Genomic DNA, 24,237 nt, shown 5'->3' with positions numbered 1-24,237 from the left:
CTTTGTTAGATTATTTCGCTATGGCTTTCTACTTCACGGATCCTTCGGTAATACTCGAAATGAATAGACGGTTAAACAATAAGAAAATAATTAATAGCGGCACAGTTGCCCAGAATACTCCAGATAAAATCATTCCGAAATCAACATTCTGTGTATTGCTCAATTGTGCTAGTGCTACTTGAATCGTATATTGTTCCGGATCCCTTAAAACAGTAAACTGCCAGAGGAACTCTCCCCATGCTGCCGAAAACACAATTATACCTAGAGTAGCAAAGGCAGGAAGAATAATCGGAAGCACAATGCTTCGATAAATTTTAAAATTGGAGCAGCCATCTAATTTCGCAGCTTCAATTAACTCATCCGGTACAGATTCACTAATATATTGCCTCATTAGAAAAATACCGAGCGGATTTAGGAAGAACAATATCATCACGCCTGGCAATGTATCGAGTAATCCTGCCTTGGAAATTAAGAAATACTGCGGAATTAACCCTAATTGCGGCGGAATAATCATCGTTAAAAGGATGGCCATAAAGAGAATATTTTTCCCTTTAAATTTAAATTTTGCAAAAGCAAATCCAGCTAATGAACTTATAAATAAAACAACAATAGTGACAATTGAACAGACTACGAAAGAATTCCACATTGACTGAAAAAAATCAATTTTATCTAGAACCTTATGAAAGTTTTCAACTAATAGTTTCCCTGGTGTAACCGTTGGCGGAATAGAATTATAGGCGGAACTAGGGCTTGTTGCCATGACAAACATCCAATAAAACGGAAACAATGAAAATAATGACACGATGGACAAAAGTACATAGATGAGGATTCTGCTAACAGGGGTACTTCTTCTTTTATCTAATTTACTCATGCGTTTTCACCCCGCTTCTTTCTGCCACCCTTCGCAATTAATGATGTATTAATCACTGCAAATACGGTAATCAGCACTAAAAGAATAATGGCTGTTGCAGATGCAGTACCAAAGGATTGCAATTTAAAGGCATCCCGATACAAATACATAACGATTGTCATAGCCTCATCTCTCGTAAATGCACTATTTCCTAAAAAGACGGTAGGTTCAGAGAATAGCTGCAATGCTCCAACAGTCGAGGTGAATACAGTTAAGATAATAAATGGCTTCAGCATCGGCATCGTAATGTAAATCAGCTGCTGGAATTTATTTGCCCCATCAATCGTAGCCGCCTCATACAAGTCATTTGGAATGCTTTGAATGCCAGCAAGGTAAATAATTGTGTTATAGCCTACCCATCTCCAAAATACCATGATTGAAATAGCAATTTTTGTTCCCCATTCAGAACTGCTCCAATTGACTGGATCAACACCTGCTAAACTTAACAAATAATTGACCAAAGAAGACTCGTGATCACTAAAGAGCACGCTGAAAATAAGGGCTACAGCCACCATCGATGTAATATATGGCATGAAAATTGTTACTCTGAAGAAATTTCTAAACTTTAAAAAGGCCAGATTCAGCAAAAAGGCAAAAATGATTCCAAACACTAATTGTGGAGCGGTACCCATAATTCCCATAACAATTGTATTATAAACCGATTTCCAAAATAGAGGATCTGTTAAGACAATTTTAAAATTTGATAATCCGACAAACTCCATTGGACTTAACCCATTCCACTTTTGAAATCCTAAATAAATACTAAATAACGCTGGATATAAACCAATAATAGAAAAAATGATAAAGAAAGGTGCAATATATAGATAGCCTGAAATCCTATCCTTTTTTTCTTCAGACCTGTATCGCTTCTTTCTTATCTTCGTTGGCATTTGATAGACACTCACATCTCCCTTCTCCCTCACCTTTTCCTCATTGCTTTCAGAATGCATTTTCACACCTCTTTTCCGATCAATAGGCGGAAAGTGAAGCCTTTAAGCTCCACATCCACCTCTAATAAACCATTAATCTATCGATTTAATAAATCCTTCGCCCGCTTAATAGCTTCTGTCCACTCTTTTTCTGGATCTGCTCCCTTAGATTGGACATTCTTTAATGCATTCAGCACTTCCTGGTAAACTGGGAAATATTTTTCCCCTTTATAAATGGCACCATTGATATCTTGGGCAGCTTTTGCAAAAACAGGTGCTGTTGCCTGCCCGCCAAAGAACTCATCTTCATTATTCTTGAATTCATCCATATCATAAACAGATGGTGCTGATGGGAAGAGTCCCTTTGATTGGAATGACTTTAATTGGTTATCTGGTGAAACTAGCCATTCAACAAATTCATATGCTTCCTTCGCATTTTTTGTTTCCTTAGGAATGGCGATAAAAGAACCGCCCCAGTTTGCAGCAAATTCTGATGGCAATGTAGCCACTCTCCATTTTCCTATTGCTTCTGTAGCATTGCCTTCCATCCAGCCCTTCAGCCAGCCTGCACCTAACTCTGCTGCAAACTCCCCTTTGTTTACTGCATTTGCCCATTCTGGCGACCACATTTCAAATTTCCCAACAATACCTAATTCGTTTAATTTAACTGCATAGTCATAGGCGTTTTTAACTGCATTTCCGTCCTCTTCTAGCAATAATTCCCCTTCAGGATTAAGGAAGGTTTCTTGTGCTGCATCTAAATAAGCTCTGAACGCCATTTCAATACTATCAATAAACGGTTTGCCCGTTTGTTCTTTGACCTTTAAACCCGCTTCTTCAAATGCCTGCGGTGAACTAATTAAACTAGCTACTTCTTCTGGTTCAGTCGGCAAGCCCGCTTCTTCAAACACATCAACGCGGTAGTATAAAGCTTTCGGTCCAATATCCGTCGGTAAACCAATTAAGAAATTACCATCATTGCTTTCACCAGTATTCCATTTCCAATCCAAGTATTGATCTTTAATATCCTTCGCACCGAGATCATATAAGTTTTCAAAACGATCTTGTGCTGCTTTAAAACGGTCCAGCTGGTCAATTTCTAGCATTGATATATCTGGGGCACCGCTCCCAGCTGATAAGGCGGTAAACAATGCATCATGGTGCTCTGCTGTTTCAGCCGCTCTTACTTTTATTTTTACATTCGGATTTTCTTTTTCGTATTCTTTAGCTAAATCTTCATAGCCAGTTGCACCGAACGTCCAGAAGTCTAAGGTAACTTGTTTATCTCCGTTTTCAACATCATCAGAAGATGACTTTTCATTGTTATTACAGGCTGCTAATGTAAATGCCAGGGCTGTCGATAATCCTATAGCGAACAGTTTTTTCAAGCTTCTCACTTTTCATTCCCCCCACTTTTTTAGCCAATAAATACTTGCCATTTGAAAGCTCCACCCAAGATTCTTTCTCCCTTTTTTGTATCATTCACCTTCTTTTTATAAAATTTGATTCAAAAAACTAAATTATTGCAAGATAACTCGGAAACCGATTTCTAAACTTCTGAGGAAATTTAGTCTTTTTTATGAAGGAAACCGCTTTCAATTCAGATTATAAAACTAATATTCAGAAAAATCAACCATTTTATCGAAACCGGTTTCCTTATTTACCTCAATATATTTTTAATAAAAAAGAGACCGTCTACTAAAGACGGTCTCAAAATATTGTTACTCAGTGAAATTATTTCCTATAAAATTCTTTCTTTTGATATGGATAAGAAGGAATTTCTGCCCGGCTCCAGTATCTCACTAAGTTCGAACTCTTCTAAGGCAATGCTCTTAACTAAATCCAGTTGTTTATCAAAATCCATCAATACCGCCACCTGAGTTAGATGAAGATGGCGTGGTCATTTTCGTGCCATTACTTAGTCGATTTTCACCATTACCTAGGTCATATGATGCAACTACCCAAAAATCATTATCTACAGAGATGCCAGTTAGTTCTACTGATTCAAACGATCCATTGGAGTTAACTTCAATATAATTTACCTCAGTACTACTATTTCTTAAAGATTCGTGATTATAAACAATAATCTCCATGGCACTATTAGCCGCCCCTTCTTCACCTTCAAGATAGTACATACCATTATTTTCAGTAATCCTCATCTTCTCAAGTACTGGCGCTGGATAAATTATGCTATTCTCGCTTTCACCCGTTTATCATAGGTTTATAACGAGCCTTCACCGTACAGGCGACTTTCATCGCATACGGCGATCCGTCAATATATTGCTCTATTATCATTATCATTTCCCCAAATACCTTAATCAAATGTTTGTAGAAGGTTACATTTCTTGAAAAAACTAATTAATGATATGATTTCCATAAAAATTAAGTGTTCCTTTCGGGTAAATATCCCACTCCCCGATATCAAAGGATTTTGAACCTGTATAAATTCCTCTCTGTCTTACAATTGTTCCGCCATCCTTCATAAATGGTTCAGAAGAATTTACATCTCCTAAAATATCGATGATTTGCCCATTCCTTTTTAAGACAATTGCTGTGGTGTAAATCATATTAGGCTGATATAGGAATTCCTCATCGTTATAATACCAAACGTTCATAATATCAAAGAAATCATAAAATATACTGTTCATAAAGTGATAGGTCATATTAGGCGTTATTTTAAGAATTGGCTTTGTGATTATACTCTTTGATTTTGTTTCCTGCATATATCGATGGATTTCTAATTCATACCCAGTAATCTCTTGTCCAGTTCCATTATCTTTATGAAAGACTTCCAAAGCTATTCGTCCATCACCTGCATCCATATATTCTGAAAAAAATGCTTCTGGCTGACCTTGGACCACTGACGTTATATTGACATTAAAGATCTTATCATTTGTTGATATATGCAATATCTGGGTACCAGCATTTTCAGGAATGAACTTTAGCAGTTTCCCATCCAATGATGCATTGGCTGTTTCAGTCAGTGTCAGGTCCCCATTATTATATTCAGTCATATATGGAGATAAATTAATAGTCACATTCGCATTTCGCTGTTTAAGCGTAAAATTAAGATTTTCGACCGTTTTCGTTGGTGCCAGCGTAATTGTATACGTTTTTACTGTCCCATTTTCCGCCATTACAGCAATAACCATCCCGGTCTCTATATCCATAGTACTAGATAATTCAGTTGCAGCATTAAATTCCTCAGCATTTGTAACCGTATTTGTTGATGAAAGAACTTTTACTGCTGCACTGCTTTTGTTAGGCACTACATCTGATTTTAAATCAGCTACTTTCCCGGATGGTACGTTTGTAATGGTTCCGTCACCAATCGTATAGCTAGTTTCTGCCGTATCTGATAATTTGATAGTGGCATCACCTTCTAGCATTTCTAAACAATTCACATTGAACGATTGGTTGACTCTTCCGCCATTTCCGTCAGATGCAGTAATTTTTAAACGAGTAGTCCCTATTTTTTTTGGTGAAATAGTTAATGTATCACCAGTGACACTAGCATTAGCAACGGTAGAATCAGATGAAGTAACCGTATAGGTCAATGTATCTCCATCTATATCACTAAAGGCATTTCCAACCTGCAGAGTAAGACTGCTGCCCCCTACATAAAGAGTTTGATCTTCTATCTGTCTCTCCATAGCTGGTCTATGGTTGATAACTGTTGGCTGGGTTGATGCAGGAGTTTGGCTTCCACCCATTGTTGTGACTACTCCGTTTCCTAGAAGATCAATGCCGTTTGCATTAATATTTAATGAAGTCACTGTACCATTAACGGTTAAAGATGTACCTGTTGCGCTTTCAGTCAATTCCATATTGGTTACTACGGCGCCTTGTCCTATTTTAACAATTGCCCCTGTACTGTTCACCGTAAGATTCTCAACTGTTTTGTTCTCGGCAATGTTTAAATGAGTATTGGGATTGGGATCATTGAACATAATGGAATTTCCATCGGCAAACTCATTCCAGGTTCCTGAACTAACATCATTAATTGTTAATTCTCCAGTCACTCCGGCGTAATTATTTACTGTTGCGTTCGGAGTTGTAACTGTTAAATTCCCAGTAATACTTCCATTGGAAAAGGTTAGCGTTCCTGCCTCATTTGTATTGACTGTGACATTACCTGTTAGTGTTTTTCCGCCAAAATCAAAATTCACCAAACGGTTTAGGCTGCAATCTATCGAAATATCAGATGTTAATGTAATTTTCTTTACGTCTGAATTTGAAATAGCATTTTGTAGTTCTGTTGCATTTGCTACGTATACTTCGCTATCCCTTGTCGTCTTAACCCGCAGCAGGTTTGCGACTGGTCTACACCGCACAGGCGACTTTCATCGCATACGGCGTGCCATCAATAAGATGTACTCTTATAATCAAATGATATTTTTCGACCCTTTTATCATTGTAAGTTCTTCAGCTTAGAATTCAGTTTATGGACACATCATATATTCATTGTTAAAACTATTTGACTATCTATATTTCTATAATTTGCCCTTCTACAAAGTTACGACATTGATATTGGGGAAATAAGTCGTTATAAGAGCAATAACAATTGACTGGGTCCCTTCGCTCCTGCTAGTTTTTTCCTCCTTATATGTTGCCATACAAGTCCAAACGGCTAGCGATCCTCACTACTATAAACCCGCAGCCACTTTATTAGCGTCTCTGGTGCTAACCCACCTCTTCTAATAAAGCTTCAAACGTTCCATCATAACCATCCCTGCTTTTGATGACCTTAGGTTCCCACTATTCAGGAGTAAGAACGACTCGTTTAACAGTCCAAATTATTCGAATCGCCATTCTCTCATTACAAAGAGAAGGATAAGCACTAAACCCCTAGCGTAGCCTATTCGTAGTACTCATTACCTTACCCTGCCTATACGTGGATTCGTCTCCTAACCATAGCCATCTTTTAAGGAGCCCCGCACTGACAATCTCAGTTACGACTTCACCTGACTTCGCCCCTTCTGTGTGTTAGCACATCATCGGACGCAGGAGGATTAGGCACTTGACTATAAAGACTGTTATCAAGGATAGGACTTTCACCTATCAATTGGTTGTGACAGTTAGAAGGGATATTAGAATCCCTCCCACTTATTTCACTAGATTCTAGCTTATAAAGTAACGTTTCGTTTAGTTTTCTTAAGGGGTTTGTATGTTTTGTATTTCTATATCCTTAGGCTGTGAGTATTGCTCACCTGGTACCAGCTGTTGCTGCTGCTTCGCTTTGTTGCCACCTAAATCCACTATGGAAATATTATCTCCATTAGAACTCATTGTAATGGTTGTACCATGTGATAGCTTGCTTGCTGTTTCAGACCCTAGTTTAACTGTAACGACATTACCAGTAAATGAAATCGTATCATTACCATCAAAATCAAATTCTGATGTGTTTTTTAACATGAAATCATTTACTAATCCTTGATCAAGAACATCGATAGATTGAATATTTTCTGAGAATGTTATCTTTATTAAATCTTCAGCATCAATACCGTTTGCATCTTCATCATGGAATGTTGATTCTATAATGACTGGTGCTGCTCTATCTATTGCTTGTACATTAATTCCTGTAATTTCGGCTCCGTTTTGCCCTCTTATAGATCCCTGCTGAATGACACGAAGATTAGGTGAAGTACCCGTTACAGGTGAAACTTTAATCGTTATATATTGCTCTTCTCCCTGTGTAAAAAGAGCATCTAAACGTGTTCTTCCATTTTTATCTGTTACTTTAATTGATTCAATGTTTCTTTCAATACTGTTATTATCAATTACTTTAAATGAATCTGCTCTTACTGAAGCGGGATCAATATTTGATGAAAATTTCAAACGAATCGTTTCCACATTTCCGTCTTGTGGACTGACACCTGATTTTCCATCTAACATAACTGTTTCTATTAATTGAATCTCTGGCTCTGTAACCGCAGTTGCTTGACCAACTTTTTTAGCCTTCTTATCTGTTGCATTTCTTTCGACGATAACCACTATTTTTCCGTTGGCTGCTTCTACAAGACCATCATTCGGTAGGTTTGTCCAGCCGTCATTTTCATTTACATCTGCATTCAATACTGGTTTACCTGAATTGGCCTCATTTATATCGTTAAATATTTTATAAACATATTCATTGCCAGCATCTGGTCTTTCATTGACGCTAATACTTGTTTTGTTATCACTGTTGTCATCGTCCGTTGCAGAAACAGTTAAATTTCCTAGCCCCTCAATATTAATAGGTGCTGATTCCCCAGCAGAAACTACTTTTCCATCTTTAAACCCTATAGCCACTAAGCGCTTATCATTATTTTCTGCCGTCAATGTTGGTTTTGATGATAATAGTATTCCACCTAATGCATTTGCTACATCTGATTCAGTTGTATTCGTATTCCAAGAGCTTATTTCTGCTCCTTTTGACTCACTGACAAGCAGGTATTTAAACGTTGCACCGTTTGAAGCTGTATCTCCAGAGATCACTCCTGTGTTGTCTACCTGTATATTCAATGGTATTACGTTTTCATCAACTATGTTAGCCGGCGGGATGCTCACTCGTGTTCTTAAACTCTCAGCACATTGTGTTTTTTGATCTGATATTTTTACTATTGCTACATCAATTTCAGTAAGACCATCGAGAAAACCGCCATCAAATTGAGCATATTTTTCCCCATTTGAACCCCAAATTACACTATAGCCTGATAATGGTCTTCCAGTTATATCATATAAACTAATGGAATAATCTGAAGCTGGAGTTGGTAATTTTACTGTTACAGTGTCACTTCCACTCAGGGTATTTTTTACCACAATATCATTAAGTGTTGGGGCATCAGGAAAACTAGTAGGAACTCCTTTTTCTGCTCTAGAACTCTCTGCTTTTCCACTTTCCGTCAATGTTACATAAACCTTATTAAGATTTCCATTAAAGCCATTTGTAATTTGAACTGTAGCTATGCCAGTATTTGTGGCTGTAAAGCTTCCTATTAAATTACCATTCGAACTGGCATCGTACACCTTGACTGTCACACCAGCAGGAACATTATTTACAAGAACCTCGTCATGACCTGCTGTATAGTAATTAATAACGGCTATTTGTGTAGGTGCTTCTGTTTGTGCTTGATACGCAGAAACCGACACTGCTGTTGCTTGACTCGCAGGTACGCTTCCAGCCGCCGCAATACGGACCTCATAGCTGCCTGCTGCTAAACCAGTAATTTCGTTTGATGATGCAGGGACATTATTCCAAGTTGTAGCTGCTGCTAATTTATATTGGTATGACTTATTTCGATCTAATCCAGTGATTTTTCCGTCATTTAATAAGATTGATGGTGCTACACCTTGCAACCCTTGAGGTGCAGCTGGAGCTGAAGGTGTTACAGTTCCGCTATCGCTTGATCCTCCACCATTGTTGCCGGAAGGAGGTGCAGGTGTTGTATCTGGATTCTTTGTTCCGCCAACTTGTTCTACATTTTCTTTTACAGAATCATAGTTTCCAATGATATCAGAAGGCTTTGATCCTGATGGAACGACTAAATTGCCTACCTTTGTTGCTGTTCCTAGCGTGATTTTTGTTTCTTTATTAACTGTTTCTAAAGTACCTACTTTTCCTTGTGTTTGAATAGCTACATTTGCATTTGTTTTTACGGATAGATTGGCAATGTCACCTTTACCAGATAGTTTTATTTCACCAGTAGCAGTCACTTGTAAAGATGTTACATTTGAGTAAATGGCAACTTCTTTTGCTCCCTGAGAAATACTTACTTTTGGAAGCGTCACTGATTGATCTGAAGTTAATGTTGCATTGCTATTAACTACGATTTCTCCCACTAAAGATGTTCCAGTTGTTTTAGATAGGAAAATAACATCTGCATTCTTATCGATATCCACATTGCCTAATTGGAATTCACTGAATACGACTCTTCCTCTAGCTGCTGTTTCATTTGCAGCTGCCAGGAAGCTATTAGCAGCTGCAAGCTTAAATCCTAGCGTTTTATAAGCTGGGCTTGTTTGATTTACAGATTGTAAGGAATCATCAATTGTCGTTTTTCCTTCTACTTTTGTAAATTCTGAGAAGAAGGAGCTTTCGACACCTTTACCAACATGCAAGTCTCCGTTGATTGTCATATTTTTCAGTGTGAAGTAGTCGCCATTCACGGTAATATTCGCATCTACTGTTGCACCTTTTCCATCAAAAACAACATGGTTCGCATATGGATTAGAGAGATCTGTACTTATAGAACCTTTTGCGGTTAATTCGATACGTTCAATTTTTTCAATTTCATTCTCTTTTGCAGCTAGTTCAATTACAGCTCCCTTTAAAGCTGCTAGATTACTAGGGTTGATCCATTTTTTCTGTTCATTTGAAAGGGTATATATTCCCTCAGATGTGACAAGTGTTTCATTTGTAATATTTGAAACTGTCTCAGTTATTTGAACAGGTGCTGCCTTTTTCTCACTGCGATAGACAAATGATGCGATTTGCCCGCGTGTAACATGTTTATTAGGTGAAAATGTAGTCGGAGTTGTTCCAGTTGTAATTTCATTTTTGAACAATGCTCCAATATAATCGGCTGACCAATCACCTTGTTTAACATCTGTAAATGGCAGTTGGTTTGAATCATTGTTTTGGAAATTATATGCTAATGAAATAATCTTCGCCATTTGTGCACGGGTTAAAGGATCATTCGGCTTAAATTCATCACCATAACCTGCAATGATTCCTTTATCCGCTAATGAACATATATATTTATAGGCAAAATCCCCCTTAGGAACATCTTTAAATCCCGGGTCTTTGATATTTGATGTATCTAAATCTAATGCAAGTGCAATTATTTTTGCCGCTTGCGCCCGAGTTAATCGTTCATATGGGCGAAATGTACCATCATCATAGCCTTTAATAATATCGCGCATATGTAAACTATTTACTGCTTCATAAAAGTATTCATTTGACTGCACATCTTTGAAATTAGCTGCTGCAGCATCAGCACTTGGAGCAAGCACTACTATAGCACTAGTTGCAACAGATGCTGTAATAGCAGTTGCCATTATCTTGTTGAAATTTTTATTCTCTTTTGACATGCTATGTCCCTCTTTCTCTAACTGTGATTGTAAATTTTCCACAATAAAAATAATAACTAGTAAAGCAATTATCAATAGTTAGATGCTAAATCCACACCTTTCTTACTAGTTCTAATTACACACTGTAGCTTACCATTATGTTCTCAACAAATTCTGAACAAATATGAGTTATTTTGACAAAATTCGACAATTTTATATATAAAAAAAGAAGACAATTGTCTTCCCTAAAATAAACGCATTTGTAAATGTGCTTGTTCTTCACTATTTTTTCTAGATTTCAGTCTTTCCAATGCCAACATTGCAATTGGCGCAGCAACAGCTTTCGCTAACAGCACTGGAACGGCATTGCCAATTTGTTTGTATTGTTTATCCAATCTGTTATTTAGAGATCCTTTTGTATTGTTTCCATTACTAAATTCGAACCAGTCAGGAAATGTCTGAATACGTGCAATTTCTTTTATCGAGAGCCTTCTATGCTTCTCTTCTCCACCAGGCAAGAGCCACTCATCTTTCCCAAGCTTCTCCATTGCTGGACCGTCGGGATGTAAAGGAGCTTGTCTGCCTGATGCCTGTATTGTAAAACTTTGCTCTTCCCAAGCCTTTTTCCTATTTCTTGACAAGTATATTGTTGAATAAGAACCTGTAAAGTATGGTCCTGGGTCTTCACGTAAGTCATAAATAGCATCTCTTAACGTATTATAAGGAATTAAACCTTTTTTCGCTCCATGTGTTGAGGCTGGATATTTATAAGAGAAACCAAGGCCTTTTTTCACTCCAACAATAAAAACTCGTTCTCTTAATTGAGGTACTCCATAGTCTCTGGCATTTAATAATTTATATTGAACATCATAACCAGCAGAGGCAAAATCCTCTGTAATTTGTTTAATTACTTCTCCTTTTCCGAGAGTCAGCATTCCCTTTACATTCTCCGCTACAAATATCTCGGGCTGGGACTGCATAATACTTCTAATAAAATGAACATATAAGAAATTCCGATCATCATCAACGAGACGGGGACCTGCTTCACTGAAACCTGGGCATGGAAAGCCGCCAATAATAATATCTGCTTTAGGGAAATATTTAACTTTCCGTATATCCTTCTCATGCTGTAAAGCATGATCTAAAAAGTTCAGCTTGTATGATTCGTTCGCCTCTTTAAACATATCATTCGTATAGACCGTATGAAATACACTTTTATCTCTGACTTTATTATATTTTTCTTCATCTTTAAAAGCTTCGAGTGCTTCTGCTTCTCCAATGACTGCTGCAAGACCAGCCAATTCAAAACCTAAATCAAGTCCTCCGCATCCAGAGAATAAACTGATCATATTGAACTTATTTTTTTGGTACCTTATTTTACCCAGCAATTCGATATCACTGTCATCTTCATATATTCTTGAGGCTTCTTCAGCTATTTTTTCAAATAATATGTTTTTAACATCGTCAACGGAATAATCAGAGGCAGGTTTATATTTCCCACGTCCTCTTTCGTTTAGCTTCATGAATTCAACCTCCTAAAGGTCCATTATAACACCAACGATGTAATTGTTCATCGCTGCAAATTGGCAAGAAATCAGCAGATTTTAGAGGAAGATATTATTATTTCCCCAATTCCCCATCATTCTTAGAGACAATCTCCAATCATCCAAAGTTGACTGAAATGGCTCAGATAATCATTTACAACAGGATGCTCATGCGTAAAATGGAAACTATTAATATCTGAAAAAGTATTTAATATACTATATTTCTCCTGTCCTACTTGATACCTCATTTCATAGTCTTCTGCCCATGCAAACTGGGTAGATGTCAAATTGGCTGTGGTAACAAGCAGATTATTGTCAGCAATCATAAATTTGTCATGGATAATTGGGAAAAGAACCTTCTGTTCTATATTCCTAAAACACTTTAAAAACTGTTCTGCTTTGGCTGTTCGATCGCCCTGTTTTTGATGGTTAGATCTAGTTTGTTTTATCACTTTAATATCCAAAGAAGGGTTAGATCCAGCAATCTCTCCAAGCTCACTAACAATGTTTTGAGCTTGCTTGTCAAACGAATTTATATCGCTAATATGCTGGAAGCAAAAATACAGCCTTTGTCTCGCTGTCTTCATGAATTCAATGATCTTATTTTGAACATAATGATTACTCCCTGCTCCATTATACTTAATAAAAGGCGCAGTAAAATAACATGTGCCGTATTCATCTTGAATATCTGAAGGCTTCGTTACATATTGGAAATCATAAGACTGCTGGCAAAATTCTCCGTACTCTTTCAGACTTAAAGATTGTTTATGCAATAAATCAAAATAGGTATGAAACATATGAATATCTTTCTTTCTATCAGTGATAAAGAGATTTTCACTATGTGGCGGGTCTCCTAATGCCATATTAGATGAGGTTGATATGCATTTATAAGATCCGTCTCCATTTTTGATTAAAATGGATTTGCTATGTAAAGCATACGAATCTAATCCGCGAGAGGTCTTTTGAACGTACCAAACGTTCGTATGAGGAATATATCTTAATTCAATAGGGAGTTTACTATTCATTACTCTTTGGACAATTTTCTCAGCATACTCATATTTAGAATAGTGTCCTTTTTTTCCGTTTGGCAAAGTGATCTCTTTCTTTCTCCTATCATACCCGCTTAAGGGAATTGTGTAGATAATAATATGGCATCCCTTAACAGCTAGCAGCTCTATTGCCTTATGTAAATACGGATTATTGTAAAGAAAAAAAGAGATTTTGATTTCTGCAGCTCCCTGCAGCTGCTCAATTAACTTATCTAATAGCTTTGGTGAACTGCCCTTTGTTGACTTTGTTTTTACATCAATAGGGATTTCAAAAAAAGCTAAAGTTTTCATTTAATTTTTACTCTCACTTCCTATCATCCTATAATAAAATCTTCACCGTAATACCAAATTCCTATATTTATAATACCGAATCCATTAGTACTTATTAACCACAACATTTGACAAATAAATGAATATAACTTCAGAAAAATTATTAAATGTTTTTTTCTCAATAGAAAGGGTATGCACAAAATAATATTATATGGAGGAGGATTCTTGTGGAAAATAAAAAGACTGAGCAATTAAAACAATACATCATGGATAATCAACGAAATCATGCGTTAACAACGAACCAAGGATTGAAAATGGCAGAGGATGAATTTTCTTTAAAGGCGGGATTTAAAGGTCCTACACTCATGGAGGACTTTCATTTTCGTGAGAAGATGACCCATTTTGACCATGAACGTATTCCTGAACGCATTGTTCATGCACGCGGCGTTGGTGCACATGGTTTTTTTCAGCTTTATGAATCCTTAGAGGCATATACGAAAGCAGATTTCCTTACAAATCCCTCCAAAATAACCCCCGTTTTTGTACGCTTTTCAACTGTGCAAGGATCAAGAGGATCGAATGACACCGTAAGAGACGTTCGAGGATTTGCCGCTAAATTTTATACGGATGAGGGCAATTACGATTTAGTCGGCAATAATATGCCTGTATTCTTTATTCAAGATGCGATTAAGTTCCCTGATTTTGTCCATGCGGTCAAACCAGAACCACACAATGAAATCCCTCAAGGGGCCAGTGCTCATGATACCTTTTGGGATTTTATTGCACAGAATCCTGAATCGGCTCATATGGTTATGTGGCACATGAGTGATCGCGCTATTCCGCGCAGCTACCGAATGATGGAAGGCTTCGGCGTTCATACATTCCGCCTCATTAATGCAAAAGGTCAAGCCCATTTTGTGAAATTCCACTGGAAGCCAGCACTTGGCGTTCACTCATTGGTCTGGGATGAAGCCCAGAGGATTGCTGGAAAAAACCCTGATTTCCATCGTCAAGATTTATACGAAGCGATTGAAAAGGGGGATTATCCTGAATGGGAGCTTGGATTACAGTTGATCCCTGAAGAAAAAGAGCATGCATTTGATTTTGATATTTTAGATCCTACGAAATTATGGCCAGAAGAAGAGGTACCCGTGAAAATCGTCGGTAAAATGATATTGAACCAAAATGTCGACAACTTCTTTGCTGAAACAGAGCAGGTGGCCTTTCACCCGGGACATGTTGTTCCCGGCATAGATTTTTCCAATGATCCTCTTTTGCAAGGCCGATTATTTTCCTATACTGACACACAATTATCGCGATTAGGCGGACCTAATTTTCACCAAATTCCAATCAATCAGCCTGTTTGCCCTTTTCATAACAATCAGCGTGAGGGCATGCACCAAATGACGATTCACCGTGGCCAAACAAGCTACCACCGCAACAGTTTAAATAATAATCAGCCAGCACCCATTCCAGCAGAACATGGTGGATACGAGCATTATCAAGAAAAGATTGATGGGCAGAAAATTAGAGGCCGCAGTGATAGCTTTCTAGATTTCTACTCCCAGGCCAAACTATTCTTTAACAGCCTGGCCTCCTATGAACGGCAGCATGTAAAAGATGCATTTAGCTTCGAACTCGGCAAATGCAAATCAGCTATGGTGAAAGCTAATGCAGTCGCTCTATTGAATCATATAGACCGACAATTAGCCCAAGAGGTAGCTGACAATATCGGAGCGCCATTGCCTAAGGAAAATTTCGAAATGCAATCAGATAAAAAATCTCCCGCACTTAGCATGGCCAATACGATCTACAAACCCGATTCCAAGAATGTCGCGATCGTATTGAATGGGAAGCCCAATGTATCTCTTCTGTCAGAATGGATTAAGGCTTTAGCAAATCACCGGATAAATTATAGCATCATCGATAAAAAGGTTTCTTTTTTTGATGATTTCCTAAAGGTTACCGATACTTATAACACAACAGATCCCTGCCTTTTTGATGCTGGATTAGTCATCAGCACTGAATCTCTTATACAGACACCTGTCCTGGAATTCATAGAAACAACCTTTAAACATTATAAACCATTAGCCCTTGCCCTTAGTGATCCTCGTACATTACATTCCAGCAGGGTGGAACTTGAGGGAGCGGGTGTTTACAATTTATTAGACTCCACGATTGAATCATTTATTAAAGGCATTGCCAAAGGCCGATTCTGGAATCGGTGAGATAAGAGACGGCTCAAAGCTACTAAACAAGTTTTATCCATGGAAAAAAGGGTAGTTTATAAATGAAGGAGCTGAGTGGAATTGATTAAAAAAATTGCTGTTTTAGTAACAGACCATTTTGAGGACTCGGAATACACCGAACCAGTAAAAGTGTTTAAGGAAAAAGGATATGAAGTAACAACTATTGAAATGGAAAAAGGAAAAAAAGTAAAGGGTAAACAAGGACATAGTGAAATCATCATTGATAAAAGTATTAGTGATGTTTCCCCCGAGAATTTTGATGCCTTATTCATCCCAGGCGGATTTTCTCCAGATATTCTTCGTGCAGACGAGCGTTTTGTTCATTTCAGCAAAGCATTTATGGATGCTAAAAAACCTGTTTTAGCTATTTGCCACGGTCCTCAGCTGCTGATTACCGCAGAAACACTCGAAGGACGAGATGTGACCGGTTATAAATCGATACAAGTTGATTTAAAGAATGCCGGCGGAAATTTCCATGACAAAGAAGTCGTCGTATGTCAGAATCAGCTAGTTACCAGCAGACAGCCGGATGACATCCCAGCATTTATTCAAGAATCGCTGCGAATATTAGGATAGCTAATAGGCAGAAGGAGCTTCCTTCCGCCTATTTTATTTTTTAGGCTCTGTAATAACTGAATGTTGATTTTGCGGTGTTTGAGAAATAAACGGAAAAATTCCGGCTAAATTAGGAAATACCTATATTTCCTTAAAAATAAAGGGAGTTTTTCCGGTTACCGTATCCAAATCTTTGGATTTTGCCTTAAATGGAGCTATTAATCGGAATATTTCCGCTTATATTTGCTTCTTAAGCTTCATCTCTATAAATAGCCGGAAATTCTCCGCTTATGAATTCTCATACAAACACGAAAATCAACAATGAATAATAACAGAGCTAATTCTAAAAAGAAAATAGCCATGCAGAGAGGATTAGAAAATGAGAAAACCTATATTTGCTATCATAATCATTCTTCATTTATTTCTTTTCGGCATAATTAATGGAGCTGAAGCTGCGGAACATCAAGAAACTGATAGAAAGGTTATACTTGTCTCTTTTGACGGAATGAAAAATGACTTCACAAATAAATATGTGAAGGAAAATAAATTGCCTCATATCAAACAGCTGCGAGACAACGGGGTTTCAGCAAAAAAGCCCTCTACTATTACTCCTTCTCTTACAGCGCCTTCACACGCAGCAATTGCCACTGGAGCTGCACCTGATCAGACTGGAATTGTAAGCAATCATTGGCACGAACCTAATAAAACTTTAGACAATGATGATAGCGGTTTCCAAGAGAAAAGCCAGGTCCCTCCATTGTGGATCGAGGCTAGAAAACAAGGGAAAATAACCGCCACTATTGCTTTTCCAGGTGCTAATCCTAAAGAGGATAAACAGGGGAATTATTCTATTTACTTTGAAAAAACATGGTCTCCAAGCAATTTAGAGCCACTAACCTTTACAAAAGCTGCCGAATGGGTTCATTCTCCCAAAAGCTTCACTCCTTTACAAGAAGCAAAACTCACACTCAACATAAAAAATGAAAGGGATCAGCTCATCCACATTTTAGCGATTGACTCAACGGATGATCAGCAGCAAAACTATGACACTTTTATACTATCTCAGGATAAAAAAGTAGATCCTGCTGACTCGATTGTAAAAGGAAAACAATGGGGCTCTCTTTCATTACAGATAAACGATCAGAAAACTGCAGGTTTTTGGTTCAAAATGAAAGCAAATAATAAAGATCTTCCCCTTCCTGCACAGTTGTATCGGACAGCAGTCACTTCCGGCCAGTTTAATGGTCCTAAAGGATTTGCTGATGAGATACAGGAAGAGTTTGGGTTTTATCCGGCTCAAGATGATGATACTGCACTTAAAAAAGGATGGATTACGAGAAAAGAATATAAGGAGATAAGCACAAGATTTGTCATGTGGATCACAAAGGTTTCTCTCTATATAAAACAAAAATACAATCCTGATTTACTGATGTTCTATACCCCCCAGATTGATCATGAGCAGCATAAATATTTATTAATAGATCCCAGGCAGCCAGGATACTCACCTGAAAAGTCAAAAGAATATATGAGTTATATCGAATGGTCCTACCAGCTAGCAGACAAGGTGGTCGGTGAAACAATGAATTCCCTAAACGAGAATGACTATTTGTTTATAGTCTCCGATCATGGGATGGAACCTGCTCATTCCACTCTATCACCGAACAAAGTATTAAAAGATGCCGGGTTATTAACTGTAGATCAAAAAAATAAGATTAACTTTACGGAATCAAAAGCGTATGCCATTCCAAGCGGATCAGCCGCACATGTATACATTAACTTACAGAACCGTGAAAAAGATGGAATCGTGCCTATAGGAGAATATGAAAGTGTCCAGGGTCAGATTATTCAAGCTTTTAAAGAAGCAGAAATTAAATATAAAAGAGGAGAAGATATTGAATATGATATGAAAGCAATTATGTCAGCCATTCATACGGACAGCTTCTCATTCCGTAAGCTTCAAGAACATGTTAAAGATTTTTGGAAACACCTTTTCAGACAAAAAATCCATCCTTATGAAAAAGTAATGAAAAATACAAATAAAAATAAAACACTTTTGGACCATCAAAATTCAGGGGATGTTGTGTTAATTGGTGCTCCAGGCTATGTGATGGGCAGCGGTATTGCAAAAAATGTCTCTCCGCCAATTGAATTAGGAACACATGGGGGAGATGCAGACAGAAGCATGCTTAGACCTGTTTTTATGGCTACGGGAGCAGACTTTTACAAAGGGAAACAGATTAGCTCCATGTCTAATTTAGACATAGCTCCTACGATTTACGATTTACTAGAGTTAGATATCCCTTCATTTGTAGAAGGCAAAAAGATTAAAGGTATCTATAGGGATAGAACGGACGATAAAATTCCCCAATAATCTAATTTCCTTTAACTATCATACTTTAATGAAACATCCCCTTGTCTATATTAATTATAAATAGATAAGGGGAAGAGAAATCATCTTCGTTTATTAACTTGGTGATATATCCTATCTGAACCACTCCCAAAAATATAGTAGACACTTCGTTATTCCTTTTTGCATTTTACTTTAAATTAATTGCAGTTTATTAAAATAACATCAGTGTTAAACTATGTAATAGTATTTTTGTAAGGGATGTGTCTTATATGGACTTTTTCCAAGGCCAAGAAACACTTACCAGCTTTGAGTGGATACTTCGAGCGGTTGTGGCTTTTTTCTTTTTATTAATGGTAACGAGAGTATTGGGTCAGCGTGCCATCTCCCAGTTAAGACCTCTCGATTTTGCAATTGCATTAGTCATCGGAAACATTATTGCTCATCCTCTTTCAGATGAAAATCTGGGGTTAAAAGGATCTATCATTACAACCCTTGTATTGGTAGTGTTGTATCTTGGAGGCATTTTTACGATTCTCAGATGGCCATGGTTTAGAAGGCTGATTACCCCTGACCCAATTACTATCGTTAAGAATGGAGAAATCATCTATAAAGGATTAAAAAAGGCAAGAATATCTATAGATGTGTTATTAGAAGAATTACGGGAAGAAAAAATAGAAGATGTAAAAAAAGTAGCTCTAGCTATTTGGGAAGCTGATGGGAAGTTTTCTGTTTTTTTGGATCCGAAATACGAACCTTTAACCCCTTCGTCGATGCAGATGGAAGTACAGCCATTCGATTTTCCCAAGACCATTATTAAAGAAGGGAAGATTAATTCCGAGGAATTAAAACGAATTCAAAAGAGCGAAGAATGGATTATTTCAAATTTAAAAAGTCTATATCAGACTGAAGTGAAAAATGTTCTGTTTGCCACACTGGATAGTCAAAATAATCTAAAAGTTTTTCTATACAAATAATATATATAGAAGCTTACATGCTTCTATATATCCATTCATAACCCTCATTATCATGATTGCACCATGACGCGTCCACACAATCATCGCACCACTTTTAACTATTTTGCTATGAGATATTGTAGAAAGTATAAAAGGTTGAAACCTATTATATATACTTTTTAGTTTTAAGTCATGCTGGCATAATCAAAAAAAGCACGCTGGCTGCGTGCTTTAAAGTCAATTTGATAAATCACAATCCTTTAACGGGATCAATTTTGTTTTTTTCGTAAATTTGTATCCAAGCCATAAAATAAGGAATAAAGGCAATCCTATATAAGAAACCAATATACCGTTCCAATCAATATGATCCCCTAAAAACGCTGAATAGTTTTGTCCTAATACAACAAAGCCACAAACTGCGAAGGCAAAAATAGGACCAAATGGGAATAATTTCGCTTTGTATGGCAAGAGGTTTAAGTCTTTTCCTTGAGCAACAAATGCCCGGCGGAATCGATAGTGGCAAATAGCAATTCCGAGCCATGCGATAAAGCCTGACATCCCTGAAGCATTTAGCAGCCAAACATAAACAGTACCATCACCAAATAATGAAGCCAAGAAAGCAAGTGTTCCGACTAATGATGTGATAATCAAAGCATTTACAGGAACCCCTCTTTTATTTAGTTTCCCAAGAAACTTAGGTGCTTTCCCTTCACGGGCTAAATTCCAAAGCATACGTGTGGAAGCGTACATGCCTGAGTTTCCGGCAGACAGCACGGCTGTTAAAATTACTGCATTCATTACGGAAGCAGCAAAGGCAATTCCTGCTTTTTGGAAAACAATCGTGAATGGGCTAACCGTTACATCACTGCTTGCAAGATTTTCATTTGTATAAGGAATGATTAAACCAATTACAAAAATCGCCAGGATATAGAATAAAAGGATGCGCCAAAACACTGATTTTACAGCTCTTGGAATTGCTTTACCTGGATCATCGGTTTCACCCGCAGCGACTCCAAGCAATTCTGTGCCTTGGAAGGAGAAACCAGCGGCCATAAAGATTCCAAGCATTGTCATAAAGCCGCCATGAAACGGGGCATCTCCTACTGTAAAATTCTTAAAACCAATTACCTGGCCACCCAAGATTCCGAAGATCATTAATATACCAGTAATAATAAAGATGATTACAGTAACCACTTTAATTAAAGCGAACCAATATTCCGTTTCACCAAAGCCTTTTACTGATAAATAGTTTAATAAAAACATGATTACTAAGAAAATGGCACTCCAAATAATAGAAGGTGTATGAGGGAACCAAAACTTCATAATCATCGTGACAGCTGATAATTCTGCTGCAATGGTTATCGCCCAGTTATACCAATAGTTCCAGCCAAGAGCAAATCCAAGTGATGGGTCGACAAATTTGGTGGCGTATGTGCTAAAGCTTCCTGCAACAGGCATATAGGCACCCATTTCCGCAAGACTTGTCATTAAGAAATAGACCATAATCCCAATCACAAGATAGGATAGAATTGCTCCTCCGGGACCAGCGGAGTGGATTGCGCCGCCACTTGCGAGAAAAAGGCCTGTCCCAATAGTTCCGCCCAGAGAAATCATTGCCAAGTGACGTGACTTTAAACTGCGTTTTAATCCGGTTGTTTCAGTATCAGTATTGAATTTATCTTTTCTTACTTCTGCTGTTTTCATCGATGTAACTCCTTTTCTTCAATTTTTCTAGCCCAGAGCCATAACTAAAAGACCCATCAGCTTTTCTAATCTGGAAGGAGTTTGGAACAAAAAATGCCACCGAAGTAGATTCAGGTGACATGATAAATAGCCCGCATCATACCTTCCGAAAGATAGCCCAACACGAATGGCTGGTAAAGCCAATCGTGACAGTTCTGTTCCTATTCGGAGACAGCCCCAGCATACTTAACCAGAGAGACAAGCACACTTCGGCAGCTTTTCCTTTCAAACGGAGTCAAGTGATGTCTCTGCATCTCGTCCGCCTTACTGATAAAAACTGCAACCTCTACCTCATCGGTTTGGATGAGGATTTATTATATAAAATTATTACGTTCCTTACTTTATAATACTATTTTAGAATAGTCAATATCTCGTTGTTTTCTCCTATTTCAAAACCCAGTATTCAAGGGATGGTTATTATTTACCAATCTATTCGTATGTTAATTCAATCTGCCGTGTTTCTTTTCCTAAAAACGCAAGTACAATTACACCGACGACGATACTTGCGCAAAACAAGGCAAAAATGAAACCAATAGAATTACCTGCAGCAACAAGTGAGCCAACAAGGAGCGGTCCAAGAATCCCGCCTACTCGTCCAATCGATGCAGCCATACCAGCGCCTGTCCCACGAATGACAGCCGGATATTGTTCAGGCGTATATGCGTATAAAGCTCCCCATGCACCGAGGTTGAAGAATGATAAAAAGATACCTGACACAATGAGAACTGCAGTTGTTTCTGCCTGACCGAAAACTAGGGCAGAACCCGCCGTCCCTAGCAAATAAGTGACAAGCACAAACTTTCTCCCCATTCGTTCAATGAGCCATGCAGCTGAAAAATAGCCTGGCAGCTGAGCGAGAGTCATGATCAAAACATATTCAAAACTTTGAATCATACTAAATCCTTTCATTACCATCACACTTGGCAGCCAAAGAAACATCCCATAATATGAGAAAACAACTGTGAACCAAACAATCCAAAGGACAAATGTGGAACGTGCATATTTCTTCGACCAAACTTCCCGGACATTTTGAGCAATGGACCGTTTCTCCGCTTTCTTTGGTGAAAATGCCGGAGAATCAGGAAGATTCAGCCTTAAATAAATCGCATAAAAAGCAGGTATAGCGCTAAGAATTAAAGCAACCTTCCATCCAAATGACGGAATAACAAAATATGAAATAAGTGCTGCAATGAGCCAGCCAAATGCCCAAAAGCTTTCAAGTAAAACAACTACACGCCCACGCTCTTTTGCAGATACACTTTCTGAAACAAGAGTTGAAGCGACAGGTAATTCTCCACCGAGCCCCATGCCAACAAAAAAACGCAGAACGAGAAAGGCAAAAAGGGTAGTTGTCAATGCGGAAAGCCCGCTCCCAAGCGAAAATAATAGCAAGGTGATAATAAATATATTCTTCCTGCCAATCTTATCTGCCCATAGACCAAAAAGAAGTGCGCCAACAGCCATCCCAATTGAGTTTACACTTCCTATCCACCCCATCTGTTCAGGGGTCAAACCCCAATCTGTTTTAAGTGCTGCAATAATAAACGAAAGCATCCCTACATCCAGCGCATCAAACATCCAGCCGAGTCCTGCGATGCCAAGAAGCTTTCGCTGTGAAATTTTATTTTCTGCCACAATGTTTACCTCCAGTGTCTTGACAGTTGTCATTGCTATTTCACTATAATCATCTTCAATTAAAAAAACAAGATTTATTTTCTCTGTAAAGGCTTTAGTATGCCCTTTTCATCTACATATATTATTATGAGGAACTCCGAGCTTTCTAAAACAAATGATATGAATTCCAAGGATATCTAAAGGAGTCTGGCATTAAATAGAGAATATTCTATATTAATAAAAATTAGCTTATAGAAAGGTGTGACAAATTGAAAAGATTGTCTTTGCCATTATTCATCTTAATCACGAGTGCATTATATATTTTTATCATTCCTGATGCACCTCTTCTTTTTAATCTTCCATTCAAGTTAATTCCGATGTGGTTAATCATTGCTTATGCATATATTCAAATTCGTGGAAGGCATTCTTTCACCAGTTCGATTATTTTGGTAGGATTAATATTTTGTATGTTTGGTGATGGTTTACTTCATTGGTTTTTGATCGGACTTGCAGCCTTTTTAATAGGCCATATTTTTTATATCATTGGATTTTTTAAAGAATGGCGTTTTTCCCTTATACGTGTTTTATCAATTATTCCAATCAGTTTCTACGCCATTTTTATTGGGCATCTTCTTACCGAATCTCTTATTGAAAAGGGAAATAATGCTTTAATCATTCCAGTTTGTTTATATACAATTATCATTTCTACAATGGCCTGGTCTGCCATTATGACCGGCAATAAATGGACAATTACAGGAAGCATCTTATTCGTTATTTCCGATTCCATATTAGCTTGGAATCGGTTTGTATTTGACATCTCTTACGCATCTGTCCTAATCATGATCACCTACTACACAGCCCAGTTCTTTATCGCTCATAGTATTAAATCATTTCAAAAAGGACCTAATTTATAAATTAGGTCCTTTTCGATGATCAATTAAACCATCCATTTGGTAGTCTTCAATTTTTCTTATCATCCTATTTGTTCCACGTGGAACAAGCCAGGCAAAGGTATTTAAA

The 24,237-nt window shown here is 37.7% G+C and carries 16 protein-coding genes and 1 riboswitch; of the genes, 5 read left to right on the top strand and 11 right to left on the bottom strand.

All coding sequences use genetic code 11. From position 1 onward, the window contains the following. Positions 1 to 28: 28 nt before the first annotated feature. From C1726_RS12275 to C1726_RS12240, 9 genes are all read right to left on the bottom strand, one after another. Positions 29 to 871 (bottom strand): carbohydrate ABC transporter permease, encoded by an 843-nt coding sequence (locus C1726_RS12275; RefSeq protein WP_102273420.1) that lies wholly within the window; start codon positions 869 to 871, stop codon positions 29 to 31. Next, positions 868 to 1,800, bottom strand: a complete 933-nt coding sequence (locus C1726_RS12270) for a carbohydrate ABC transporter permease (protein WP_102275788.1) — start codon at positions 1,798 to 1,800, stop codon at positions 868 to 870. Before C1726_RS12270 ends, C1726_RS12275 begins: the two co-directional genes overlap by 4 nt. 137 nt (positions 1,801 to 1,937) lie before the next feature. Further along, entirely contained in the window at positions 1,938 to 3,236 is a 1,299-nt protein-coding gene (locus C1726_RS12265; RefSeq protein ID WP_102273419.1) for an ABC transporter substrate-binding protein, read from the bottom strand. 344 nt (positions 3,237 to 3,580) lie between these two features. Continuing rightward, on the bottom strand, positions 3,581 to 3,703 hold the full coding sequence (locus tag C1726_RS26770) for a hypothetical protein (RefSeq protein ID WP_268877021.1): 123 nt from the start codon (positions 3,701 to 3,703) through the stop codon (positions 3,581 to 3,583). Next, the gene (locus C1726_RS12260; RefSeq protein WP_142385084.1) at positions 3,693 to 3,998 is read right to left on the bottom strand and encodes a hypothetical protein; all 306 of its coding nucleotides are present in this window, start codon (positions 3,996 to 3,998) and stop codon (positions 3,693 to 3,695) included. The genes C1726_RS26770 and C1726_RS12260 overlap by 11 nt, the downstream gene beginning before the upstream one ends. 195 nt (positions 3,999 to 4,193) lie before the next feature. After that, a complete protein-coding gene (locus C1726_RS12255) occupies positions 4,194 to 6,173 on the bottom strand; it encodes an Ig-like domain-containing protein (RefSeq protein WP_102273417.1) in 1,980 nt (659 codons plus the stop codon). Between the two features lie 820 nt (positions 6,174 to 6,993). After that, on the bottom strand, positions 6,994 to 10,911 hold the full coding sequence (locus tag C1726_RS12250) for an S-layer homology domain-containing protein (protein WP_102273416.1): 3,918 nt from the start codon (positions 10,909 to 10,911) through the stop codon (positions 6,994 to 6,996). Positions 10,912 to 11,135: 224 nt separating this feature from the next. Further along, positions 11,136 to 12,413: a DNA cytosine methyltransferase gene (locus C1726_RS12245; RefSeq protein ID WP_102273415.1), complete on the bottom strand. Its 1,278-nt coding sequence runs from the start codon at positions 12,411 to 12,413 to the stop codon at positions 11,136 to 11,138. A gap of 122 nt (positions 12,414 to 12,535) precedes the next feature. Then, positions 12,536 to 13,774, bottom strand: a complete 1,239-nt coding sequence (locus tag C1726_RS12240) for a hypothetical protein (protein ID WP_102273414.1) — start codon at positions 13,772 to 13,774, stop codon at positions 12,536 to 12,538. Positions 13,775 to 14,019: 245 nt separating this feature from the next. On the opposite strand from C1726_RS12240, the gene C1726_RS12235 reads away from it, so the two are divergent. The 4 genes from C1726_RS12235 to C1726_RS12220 all read left to right on the top strand — a co-directional run bounded on the left by C1726_RS12235 (position 14,020) and on the right by C1726_RS12220 (position 19,881). Beyond that, complete coding sequence (locus tag C1726_RS12235; protein ID WP_102275787.1) at positions 14,020 to 15,981, top strand: catalase; 1,962 nt, start codon at positions 14,020 to 14,022, stop codon at positions 15,979 to 15,981. A gap of 81 nt (positions 15,982 to 16,062) precedes the next feature. Continuing rightward, on the top strand, positions 16,063 to 16,578 hold the full coding sequence (locus tag C1726_RS12230) for a type 1 glutamine amidotransferase domain-containing protein (RefSeq protein ID WP_102273413.1): 516 nt from the start codon (positions 16,063 to 16,065) through the stop codon (positions 16,576 to 16,578). A gap of 358 nt (positions 16,579 to 16,936) precedes the next feature. Beyond that, positions 16,937 to 18,928, top strand: a complete 1,992-nt coding sequence (locus C1726_RS12225) for an alkaline phosphatase family protein (protein WP_102273412.1) — start codon at positions 16,937 to 16,939, stop codon at positions 18,926 to 18,928. A gap of 248 nt (positions 18,929 to 19,176) precedes the next feature. Beyond that, entirely contained in the window at positions 19,177 to 19,881 is a 705-nt protein-coding gene (locus C1726_RS12220; RefSeq protein WP_102273411.1) for a DUF421 domain-containing protein, read from the top strand. 216 nt (positions 19,882 to 20,097) lie between these two features. Here the strand turns inward: C1726_RS12220 and C1726_RS12215 are convergent, their stop codons facing one another. After that, on the bottom strand, positions 20,098 to 21,564 hold the full coding sequence (locus C1726_RS12215) for an amino acid permease (protein WP_102273410.1): 1,467 nt from the start codon (positions 21,562 to 21,564) through the stop codon (positions 20,098 to 20,100). 145 nt (positions 21,565 to 21,709) lie between these two features. Further along, positions 21,710 to 21,900, bottom strand: a riboswitch (Lysine riboswitch). A 132-nt stretch (positions 21,901 to 22,032) separates the two neighbouring features. Further along, positions 22,033 to 23,271, bottom strand: coding sequence for an MFS transporter (locus tag C1726_RS12210; RefSeq protein ID WP_102273409.1), 1,239 nt, complete (start codon positions 23,269 to 23,271; stop codon positions 22,033 to 22,035). A 215-nt stretch (positions 23,272 to 23,486) separates the two neighbouring features. Between C1726_RS12210 and C1726_RS12205 the strand changes: the two genes are divergently transcribed. Beyond that, positions 23,487 to 24,131, top strand: coding sequence for a lysoplasmalogenase (locus tag C1726_RS12205; protein WP_102273408.1), 645 nt, complete (start codon positions 23,487 to 23,489; stop codon positions 24,129 to 24,131). Positions 24,132 to 24,237: the final 106 nt, after the last annotated feature.

The sequence above is a fragment of the Cytobacillus massiliigabonensis genome (assembly GCF_900199725.1).
Taxonomy (GTDB): Bacteria; Bacillota; Bacilli; order Bacillales; family Cytobacillaceae; genus Cytobacillus; species Cytobacillus massiliigabonensis.
Note: the sequence above shows the minus strand (reverse complement) of the source record. Positions and strands in the feature narration are given on the sequence as shown.